Below are 9,498 nucleotides of genomic sequence, written 5' to 3'. Positions count from 1 at the left end.
CTCAAGCAGGACAAGAGCGTCGATAAGGAGATCGAACGGCTGTATCGCATCGCTGCTGAGAACGACCATTACAAGGCCAATATCAACCTACAGAACGGCGCGATGCGTGGTGACTTCAACCTGCGTGGCGAAGAACATTTGCGTCTGAGTCAGCAATTGATCGATGCCGGCGTGGCGACGGGTTACTACCTCGTCGGGATCTTTTTGAACCAAGGAGGTGCCGGGTTGGAGCAGGACTCGGAGATGGCGCTGCGGTATTACCGTAAGGCGGCAGATGAAGGGAGTGCGCAAGCCCAGTACCTTGTGAGCGACAAGTTGGCACCGATATCTATTGCCCCGGATATTGCGCGGCAGATGCGTCGTTGTGCTGCTGAGCAGGGACATGGCAAGGCCGCCAACGCATTGGGCATCAACTTGTCGATAAAGGGCCGTTTTCAAGAGGCTCTTGAAGTGTTCCAGCTAGGGGTGGCAGCAGGGAATAGCACTTCGGCTTACGGCTTAGAGCATAGCTTTCGTGGCCCTCAGCCTGACAACCAGTCGTATTACCTCGCTCAACCGGAAGACCTGGAGCGCGCCGAACGCTACGAAAAAATCTGGCGAATCCTCGCGAACTACTCCTACGCCAACCCCAAAGTCCCCGAGATCAACGACATCCTCCCACTGCCCCCGGCCCCGCTGCCGGCCTGGGACGGTAAGCTGCAATGGTTGGAAGAACGCCTGGCCAATGTCCCACCACAAAAACCGACTGAAGCGCTGATCCAGCAACTGGCCAAGGCCAAGGCCAAGACCCTGGACCCTGGACCCGAAAACCGGCCGGCCGATGCCGGGGGCTGCAGGGTTCATCAGGACCACTTCAGGTATAGACGCCCCGAACGGCTTCAGCGGCCAGGCTTGCCCCAAAGTCGACAAGCTCGTCGTCGATGGCACTACCTCGGTGAAGCTTAAGTAGGGGGGCAACTGGCTGTTGAGCGTGGCGCTAACCCTGCTGCAAGCTTAGAGCCCCAACCGCCCCAACGAATCACGCATCGGTGACAACGACAGGCTGATCAAGCCATCCAGCGGTCGGTTGAGTTCCTCCACCAGCAGGATCGAGGCCGAGGTGGAGAGGGCGCAGAGCATCAGCACAATCACGATGGTGGCGTTGCGTGGGGCGAACAGGCCGAATGAGCCGAAGATGATCGACAGCCAGGCCACCAGTATCACCAGCATGGTTGGGGGAATCGAGGCGTGGGCCTGCAGCAGAACGAGCCAGCGGGTGGCGAACACTTCGTCCATCAATTGCAGGGCTTGAGCCTTGAGGGCGCGCTGACTGTCGTTCGTCGGCGTCAGGGCCTCGACCTCGCGCAGCAGGGCTTCGGATTGCTGGATGGCTTGCGGGTTGTCGAGCCGGGAGAGCAGGGCCGGTTCGCGGGACGCCAACAGCAGCAGCACTGCGCCGTAGCGTTGCTTGACTTGTTGACGGATTAGGTCGGTTTCGGGGCCATAGCGTGCCAGTACGCGGTCGAACTGCACGACCTTGGCGGCGGTGCTGACCAGTTCGGCGTTGGCGGTATCAAAGGTGCCTTTGGCGGTTGAGACCAGCAAGCCAAGGATCAGCGCGGCCATGGTGGCGATCAGGCCGGTGGCGAGCTTGATCACGCTGATGGAGTCGTCGCTCAGGTGATGGTCCGGCAGGTGCGCGCGGACAAAGGCGCCGAGCAGTGCGCTGCCAAACAGGCACAGGAAGATGATCAAGGCGAGCAGTAGCTGACTCACGGTGAACCTCCAAACGTGGCGGTCACGGGGGTGGCGCTCAGGTGGGGAGGCGAAACCGGCGTCACCCCAGGTGACGCCGGTTCGGCACCGGGCTAGCGGACGAAGGTGCTTAGGTCCGTGTTGAGTTTGTTGATCGCTTCCTTGAAGTCATTGGCGGTGATGGGCTGGCTGGCGTTGTCCAGGATCTTGCCGAACAGTTTGCGCACCACGCGGACGACGGTCTGGTTAGTTTGTGCGTCGATCAGTTCGGCTTCGATGAACAGTTCGGTGTCCTGGTCGCGATGGCCGGAGGCGGCGCTGACACCGCCGATCACAGCGGCGACCGGGATCACTTCATACCACTTCATGCCTTCGTTGGAGGCGCTGACACCCGTGATGGCAGCGCGCATGAGCAGCACCTTGGCGCCGGCGGGCGCGGCTTGCCGGGTCGAGACCACGCGGTACTTGTTGCTCAGGGTGCTTTTGGCCTGTGTGGTCATGTAGCGCTGCAACTCATCCAGGGTCTGGCGATTGACCCGTTCATCCGGCTTGGGGGCTGGGTAGAGTTCCAGTGTGTTGAAGACCACGGTGTCGTAGGCATTGGCGTTCCAGGCTGGGCTGACCCAACGCATGGCGGTTTCACCGCTGGTGGTGGTGACTTGTTGCATGTTGTTGTAGTTGGGCAGGAAGCCGGAGTACTGCGACCGTTCGGTTACTTTCGAGGTGCAGCCGCCCAGGAGCAGGCTGGTCAAGGCGGCACCGAAGATCAATTTTCGCGACAGGCTCATCGGGGGTAACTCCATGTGTCAGGTCTTTTTAGGGGGGTTGACCCGGCTGTGAGGCACCAAATAGCGCATCTCATCGCGTCAGCGGTAATGAGCCTAGCACACCGATTGTCGGGCGCTATGTCGGTGCTGTTACGAGCAGAAAAAGGTGTGGAACTGGCCGGTGTTTGCTTCGTCGCGGGTGTAGCGCGCCAAGCCGCGCAGTGCCGCAGGCGGCGCGTTGTGCTCGGGTGTACCGAGCAGCAGCGCCTTGACCGGCTCGATGATGTGGCTGCGGATGTCGTCTGGGGTGTTGATGGACGATAACTGCACGCTGTAGAGCCACTCGCCGCCTGGCCAGTGCATCAGCACGTCCCGGACAAGGGCGGGGGCGAGTTCGCCGTCTTCAAACAACGGGAAGCCCATGTAGTAGTCCTGGGCGAAATTGATCGCGTGATCCCAGCGCCCGATGTGCAACAGGGGTTCGGTGTTGTGGGTTGCGGCCATGCCGTCGTCGGCGAGGCTGATTTGAAAGAACAGGTGGCGGTCCGGTTGTTCGCTGGCTCGGTCCACCAACGGCAGCGAATGGGCCAGCGAGTAGTACAAGCAACCAGACGGGTCTTCTTGGAAGCTGCCGATCCAAGGGCCACCGGCCTGGTGCGCGGTTTGTAGCAACAGCGCGCTCAGTTCCTGCTTGAGGAGCTTGGACAGGTGGTTGCACTCGGCATAGACCCTGGCCAGGAACTCGGTGCTTTGGGTAATCGACTTGCCTGCTTCGGACATGGTGTGCGCTCTATCAGTCTTGGGGCTGCCAAAAGATGGGCTGGGTCGTGACCTCTAACGTGGGTGCATCGAGGTTCACGAAGCCCTGGAACGGGTGGATGTTGAGCATGGCCAGGACCTTGGTCACCTGTGCGGCCCAATGGCCCAGAGGCTCGTCTTCCGTCTGCGGCAAGCGTTGCAGGCATGCCAGGACATCGAGCCAGGAGCGCAGCAGCAACCGGCCCTGCCAGATGTCGTCCTGGTCCAGGGCAGCGAGCCCATGACTGACCTCGGGGGCGATGAACAGGTGCAGCGCGTGGGCCTGTTCTTCGAGGGTCAGGAATTTTTGCCATTGATCATGCAACTGGCGCTCGCTGCTCAATGGTGCACGCCATTTGAACTCGACAAGCAGTGTTCGACGCTCGCCGGTAGGCCAGTGGATCTGTACCAGCAGGTCGGGCTCGATGTAGCGCTGCGGGGCAATTGGGCGACGTGGCCAGAAGTGCATCTGCGCCTGCGTGACCGTGCCCGTGGGCCAGTCGATGGACGGATGGGCGTGCTTGATCAGCCGTTCCCAAAAAGTGGCGATGGCCTGCGCAGGCAGGAAGGCCAGCGGACCGATCAGCAGCGAGGTGAGTTCGTCTTCTTCGCCGACGCGGACTTCGTCCGGTTCTCGATAGCCGAGATAGCGCTTATGCAGCTGGCTTTTTTTCTGGCTGATGGCGTGCAGCATCGCGGACGTTCCCTGCTGCTGGGGGTGATCGGTCGGGCGGTGGATGATGCCTGCGCAGCGTGGGTGGTGGCAATACGCCGCAACCTTTCATCTCAGGTGGTGAATGCCGTGACGCGCTTGCCGTCCCCAGCCTTGGGGGTCACGCCGCCCAGCACCATCCGGCTAATCGCCGCGGCGGCAGTGGCATAGTCGCTGTCGCCGGGGCAGGTGGTGCCAGTGATCAATGCCATCTGCCAGCCCAGGTTGGTGTAGGTGCGGGTGGCGGACCAGATGAACAGCATCAGGTGCTCGGGATCGGTGGGCGCCAGCAGGCCACGCTCGATCCAACTGCGCAGGCACTCGACATTGCGTCGGGCCTCGGCTTGCAGCAGGTGGCGGCAGGCTTCGGGCAGTTGCTTGGCGCCCAGCAAAAACTCGCTGCTGAACACGATGGAGGTGTGCGGGTTGTCACGCACGATGTGGATCCTGGCCTGGATGTAGGCCTGCAGGGCCACCCGTGGGTCGTCGCTTTCGCGCAGCGTGGCCGAGGCGTGCAGCAGGGGTTCGACAAAGCTCATGAGGACCTGGGCGTAGAGGTGCTCTTTGCTCTGGAAGTAGTAATACAGATTGGCCTTGGCCACACTGGCCCTCGCCGCGATGTCGCGGGTCTGGGTCGCTTCGAAGCCCTTGGCGGCGAACTCCTCGCCGGCGGCCAGCAGGATGGCGCGCTGGTTGCGTTGGCGAATGCGCGTCGTCCCCTCGAAGGACATGAGGCGGCTGGCGCTGACCGTGGCGTCCTGGCGCAGGATTGAGGCGTGTGTCATGGCGTTGTCTTTGGTGTTGGTTATCGCAACATACAAAACTATATAGCGATGGGTGGTCTTTTCTGACAATAGGGATGATGGGGAATGACGGCACAGGTCAATCCTGATGCCACACCCGGTGGGAGCGAGCCTGCTCGCGAAAGCGTTGGGTCAGTCGGCAGTTGCGTTAACGGCTAGACCGTCTTCGCGAGCAGGCTCGCTCCCACCGAGCGTCAGGCTCGCCCACAGGGGCCGGTGTTTGTCTCTGGCTCGCCCACCCGCAATTGCGTAACATCCGCAACCACTTTCCCCGCCATTGCCCGCGGCCGGTTTCCCTGGCCCGTTTGTTAGGTACGCCATGAAACCTGCTCGTCTGCGCGCCGATGTCCTGGCCGGACTCACCACCTCGTTCGCCCTGTTGCCCGAATGCATCGCCTTCGCCCTGGTGGCCCACCTCAACCCGCTGATGGGCTTGTACGGTGCGTTCATCATTTGCACCCTGACCGCGTTGTTCGGCGGGCGGCCGGGCATGGTCTCGGGGGCGGCGGGTTCGATGGCGGTGGTGATCGTCGCGCTGGTGGTGCAACACGGCGTGCAGTATCTGCTGGCCACGGTGTTGCTCGGCGGCTTGATCATGATCGTGTTCGGCTTGCTGCGCCTGGGCAAGTTGATGCGCATGGTGCCGCACCCGGTGATGCTGGGGTTCGTCAACGGCCTGGCGATCGTCATTGCGCTGGCGCAGTTGGAGCACTTCAAGAGCGGCGGGGCGTGGTTGAACGGCACGCCGCTGTACCTGATGGCTGGGTTGGTGGTGTTGACCATGGCTGTGGTCTATCTGTTGCCGCGCCTGACGCGTGTGGTGCCGCCGGCCCTGGTGGCGATTCTTGGCGTGGGCCTGGCGGTGTACCTGCTGGGCCTGCCCACGCGCACCCTGGGGGACATGGCGCAGATCGCCGGCGGCTTGCCGAACTTTGCCTGGCCGGACATCCCGTGGAACCTGGACACCTTGTACATCATCGCGCCCTATGCGGTGTTGATGGCCATGGTTGGCCTGCTGGAAACCCTGCTGACCCTCAACCTCACCGACGAGATCACCGAGAGCCGTGGCTACCCGGACCGCGAGTGCGTGGCGCTGGGGGCGGCCAACATGGTTTCGGGGGCGTTCGGCGGCATGGGCGGCTGCGCGATGATCGGCCAGACCGTGATCAACCTCAGTTCCGGCGGGCGCGGACGGCTCAGCGGTGTGGTCGCCGGGGTGATGATCCTGTTGTTCGTGTTGTTCCTTTCGCCACTGATCGAGCGCATTCCGCTGGCGGCGCTGGTGGGGGTGATGTTCGTGGTGTCCCAGCAGACCTTTGCCTGGGCTTCGTTGCGGGTGTTCGGCAAGGTGCCGTTGAACGACGCTTTGGTGATTGTCGCGGTGACGATCATCACGGTGTTCACCGACCTGGCCATGGCCGTGCTGTGCGGGATCATCATTGCCGCGCTCAATTTTGCCTGGCAGCAGGCGCGCCAACTGTATGCCGACAGCAATCTGCAAGCCGATGGCAGCAAACTCTATCGGGTCCACGGCACGCTGTTCTTTGCCTCGACCACTCCGTTTCTCAACCAATTCGACCCGGCCAACGACCCGGCCCAGGTGACCCTGGATTGCCGTCACCTGAGCTTCGTCGATTACTCGGCCATCGCGGCACTGGATACCTTGCGCGAGCGCTACACCAAGGCCGGCAAGCACCTGCGGGTGCTGCATGTGTCCGAGCGCTGCAAGCAGTTGCTCAAGCGGGCGCGGGTGCAGCACGACTGAGGTCCCAAGAATGGGGCAACTGATCACAATCGGGTTCTGTGTTGCCCATCCGATCCCGTAGACTCGTGCCCAGCCACACCCTCATCCGAGACGGAGTCTGCATGCAATCCACCGCCCAACGCCCGCTCTGGCAGATCTACCTGCTGTTCCTCGCGCCCATGGTGCTGGCCAACTTCCTGCAGTCGATGTCGGGCACGGTCAACAGCATCTACATCGGCCAGATGCTCGGCACCCAGGCGCTGGCGGCGGTGTCCGGGATGTTTCCCATCGTATTTTTCTTCATTGCCCTGGTCATTGGCCTGGGGGCGGGCGCCGGGGTGTTGATCGGCCAGGCGTGGGGCGCGCACGAAACGCACAGGGTCAAGGCCATTGCCGGGACCACCTTGCTGCTGGGGCTGATGATCGGGCTGGTGGCCGCAGTGCTCGGCAACGTGTTTGCTCGCCAGGCGTTGCAGGGCCTGGGGACGCCGCCGGATGTGCTGGAAGAGGCGGTGGCCTATGCGCGGGTGATGATGTGGATCATGCCGCCGCTGCTGGTGTTTGTACTGTTCACGCAATTGCTGCGCGGGGTGAGCGACACGGTCTCGCCGCTGCTGGCGCTGGTGGTGTCGACCGTGGTTGGGCTGCTGCTCACGCCGGCGTTGATTCGTGGTTGGTTCGGCCTGCCGCAGATGGGGATCCAGAGCGCCGCACTGGCGGGGTTGGCGGGTAACCTGACGGCGATGGCGATGCTGGCGTGGCGCCTGAACCGCAAGGCCCACGCACTGGCGCCGGACCGCGAGCTGTTGGCAGCGCTGCGCCTGGACACGGCGATCCTCGGCAAGGTGCTGCGCATCGGCTTGCCCACGGGCTTGCAGATGGTGGTGATTTCCCTCTCGGAGTTGGTGATCCTGGCGCTGGTCAACCAGCACGGCTCGCAAGCCACCGCGGCCTACGGCGCGGTGACGCAGATCGTCAACTACGTGCAATTCCCGGCGCTGTCGATTGCCGTCACCGCCTCGATCCTCGGCGCCCAGGCCATTGGTGCCGGGCGCCTGGAGCGCCTGGGGCCGATCCTGCGCACCGGGCTGATGATCAACGTGTGGTTGACCGGTGGCCTGGTGCTGCTCGGTTACCTGCTGTCGCACTGGCTGCTGGGGCTGTTCATCACCGACCCGGTGACCCGGGCCACGGCTGAGCACCTGCTGCACATCATGCTCTGGAGCATGCTGGTGTTCGGTTTCCAGTCAGTGATCGGCGGTATCATGCGCGCCAGTGGCACGGTGCTGATGCCCGTGGCCATTTCAGTGTTCTGTATCGTGGGTATCGAGCTGCCGGTGGCTTATGCGTTGAACGCACACTTCGGGTTGCAAGGGGTGTGGATGGCGTTCCCGGTGGCCTACCTGAGCATGCTGGCGCTGCAGACGGCGTACTACAAACGGGTGTGGCAGCACCAGAAAATCGAGCGTTTGGTGTAACGCTCAATCATTTTGCGTGACGCCGGGGCGTTCTCGGCGTCTATGACTCTTAACAGCCAGTGTTGGCGCTCTACATCCTGAAGAGGGAGATCCTTGATGATCATCAAACCCCGCGTTCGCGGCTTTGTCTGCGTGACCACCCATCCCACGGGCTGCGAAGCCAACGTCAAGAGCCAGATCGACTACGTGAAGGCCAGCGGTCCGATCACCGACGGGCCGAAGAATGTCCTGGTCCTCGGCGCATCCACCGGCTACGGCCTGGCCGCGCGGATCACCGCAGCGTTCGGCTGTGGCGCCAAGACCCTGGGTGTGTTCTTCGAGCGTGGCAGTGAGGGCGGCAAGCCTGGCACCGCCGGCTGGTACAACACCGCCGCGTTCCACCAGTTCGCCGAGGCCGAAGGCCTGTATGCCGCGAGCATCAACGGCGACGCATTCTCCGACGCGATCAAGCAGCAAACCATCGACGTGATCAAACGCGACCTGGGCAAGATCGACCTGGTGGTCTACAGCCTGGCAGCCCCACGCCGTACCGACCCGAAGACCGGTGAGGTCTACAACTCGACGCTCAAGCCGATTGGCAAGTCGGTCACCCAGCGCGGGGTGAACACCGACAAGGAAACGGTCAACGAGACCACCCTGGTCGAAGCGACCCAGGAAGAAATCGACGGCACCGTCAAGGTCATGGGTGGCGAAGACTGGCAGCTGTGGATCGATGCCCTGGACGAAGCCGGCGTGCTGGCGGACGGTGCCAAGACCACCGCGTTCACTTACCTGGGCGAGAAGTTGACCCACGATATCTACTGGAACGGTTCGATTGGCGCGGCCAAGAAGGACCTGGACCAGAAGGTCCTGAAGATCCGCGAGCGCCTGGCGGCCAAGGGCGGCGACGCCCGGGTGTCGGTACTCAAGGCAGTCGTGACCCAGGCCAGCTCGGCGATCCCGATCATGCCGCTGTACCTGTCGCTGCTGTTCAAGGTGATGAAGGAGCAGGGCACTCACGAAGGCTGCATCGAGCAGGTCTACAGCCTGTACAAGGACAGCCTGTACTCGCCAACCCCGATCCTCGACGAAGACGGCCGCCTGCGCGCCGACTACAAGGAACTGGCGCCTGAAGTCCAGGCACTGGTTGGCCAGCTGTGGGACCAGGTGACCACCGAGAACCTCAACGAACTGACCGACTTCGCCGGCTACAAGGCGGAGTTCCTGCGTCTGTTTGGCTTTGGCGTGGAAGGGGTGGACTACGAGGCGGACGTTGACCCGGACGTGAAGATTTCGAACCTGGTTCAGGGCTGATTCTGGCGCTAGCCAACCCGGATACGAAACACCTGTGGGAGCGGGCTTGCTCGCGAAGACAACGGCACAGTCAACAGTGATGTTGAAGGTTACGCCGTCTTCGCGGGCAAGCCCGCTCCCACACTGGTTTGAGCTGCATTCAAATCCTGCGTCTGGCCCAATTACCTGT

8 protein-coding genes and 1 pseudogene are annotated in these 9,498 nt (G+C 62.6%); 4 read left to right on the top strand and 5 right to left on the bottom strand.

The genetic code is table 11. The annotated features are described in order from the left end of the window. A pseudogene (locus BMW74_RS17240) lies at positions 1–949 on the top strand (DUF6396 domain-containing protein); the annotation flags it as partial. 44 nt (positions 950–993) lie between these two features. Here the strand turns inward: BMW74_RS17240 and BMW74_RS17235 are convergent. The 5 genes from BMW74_RS17235 to BMW74_RS17215 all read right to left on the bottom strand — a co-directional run bounded on the left by BMW74_RS17235 (position 994) and on the right by BMW74_RS17215 (position 4,742). Then, complete coding sequence (locus tag BMW74_RS17235) at positions 994–1,755, bottom strand: bestrophin-like domain (protein ID WP_093423997.1); 762 nt, start codon at positions 1,753–1,755, stop codon at positions 994–996. A 92-nt stretch (positions 1,756–1,847) separates the two neighbouring features. Continuing rightward, the gene (locus BMW74_RS17230; protein WP_093423994.1) at positions 1,848–2,522 is read right to left on the bottom strand and encodes a DUF3313 domain-containing protein; all 675 of its coding nucleotides are present in this window, start codon (positions 2,520–2,522) and stop codon (positions 1,848–1,850) included. Positions 2,523–2,651: 129 nt separating this feature from the next. Beyond that, complete coding sequence (locus tag BMW74_RS17225; RefSeq protein ID WP_093423991.1) at positions 2,652–3,281, bottom strand: hypothetical protein; 630 nt, start codon at positions 3,279–3,281, stop codon at positions 2,652–2,654. A 13-nt stretch (positions 3,282–3,294) separates the two neighbouring features. Further along, on the bottom strand, positions 3,295–3,993 hold the full coding sequence (locus tag BMW74_RS17220) for a hypothetical protein (protein ID WP_093423988.1): 699 nt from the start codon (positions 3,991–3,993) through the stop codon (positions 3,295–3,297). A gap of 92 nt (positions 3,994–4,085) precedes the next feature. Continuing rightward, complete coding sequence (locus BMW74_RS17215) at positions 4,086–4,742, bottom strand: TetR/AcrR family transcriptional regulator (RefSeq protein WP_175479247.1); 657 nt, start codon at positions 4,740–4,742, stop codon at positions 4,086–4,088. A gap of 391 nt (positions 4,743–5,133) precedes the next feature. Here BMW74_RS17215 and BMW74_RS17210 point away from each other — a divergent pair, with 391 nt between their 5' ends. From BMW74_RS17210 to fabV, 3 genes are all read left to right on the top strand, one after another. Further along, positions 5,134–6,579 (top strand): SulP family inorganic anion transporter, encoded by a 1,446-nt coding sequence (locus BMW74_RS17210; protein WP_093423981.1) that lies wholly within the window; start codon positions 5,134–5,136, stop codon positions 6,577–6,579. Between the two features lie 101 nt (positions 6,580–6,680). After that, positions 6,681–8,036 carry an MATE family efflux transporter gene (locus BMW74_RS17205; RefSeq protein WP_093423978.1) on the top strand — a complete coding sequence of 452 codons (1,356 nt, stop codon included), beginning with the start codon at positions 6,681–6,683 and terminating at the stop codon, positions 8,034–8,036. 96 nt (positions 8,037–8,132) lie between these two features. Beyond that, the gene (fabV, locus tag BMW74_RS17200; RefSeq protein WP_093423975.1) at positions 8,133–9,329 is read left to right on the top strand and encodes an enoyl-ACP reductase FabV; all 1,197 of its coding nucleotides are present in this window, start codon (positions 8,133–8,135) and stop codon (positions 9,327–9,329) included. The last annotated feature ends 169 nt before the right edge of the window (positions 9,330–9,498 follow it).

Source organism: Pseudomonas sp. ok272, from assembly GCF_900109995.1.
In the GTDB taxonomy this organism is placed as follows: domain Bacteria; phylum Pseudomonadota; class Gammaproteobacteria; order Pseudomonadales; family Pseudomonadaceae; genus Aquipseudomonas.
This window is presented reverse-complemented; position numbering and strand designations above follow the sequence as displayed.

Excerpts from the sequence above, each read along its gene's own strand:
- BMW74_RS17230 (WP_093423994.1), bottom strand. The coding sequence starts at position 2,522 with ATGAGCCTGTCGCGAAAATTGATCTTCGGTGCCGCCTTGACCAGCCTG.
- BMW74_RS17215 (WP_175479247.1), bottom strand. The coding sequence starts at position 4,742 with ATGTCCTTCGAGGGGACGACGCGCATTCGCCAACGCAACCAGCGCGCC.
- BMW74_RS17225 (WP_093423991.1), bottom strand. The coding sequence starts at position 3,281 with ATGTCCGAAGCAGGCAAGTCGATTACCCAAAGCACCGAGTTCCTGGCC.
- BMW74_RS17210 (WP_093423981.1), top strand. The coding sequence starts at position 5,134 with ATGAAACCTGCTCGTCTGCGCGCCGATGTCCTGGCCGGACTCACCACC.
- BMW74_RS17205 (WP_093423978.1), top strand. The coding sequence starts at position 6,681 with ATGCAATCCACCGCCCAACGCCCGCTCTGGCAGATCTACCTGCTGTTC.
- BMW74_RS17220 (WP_093423988.1), bottom strand. The coding sequence starts at position 3,993 with ATGCTGCACGCCATCAGCCAGAAAAAAAGCCAGCTGCATAAGCGCTAT.
- fabV (WP_093423975.1), top strand. The coding sequence starts at position 8,133 with ATGATCATCAAACCCCGCGTTCGCGGCTTTGTCTGCGTGACCACCCAT.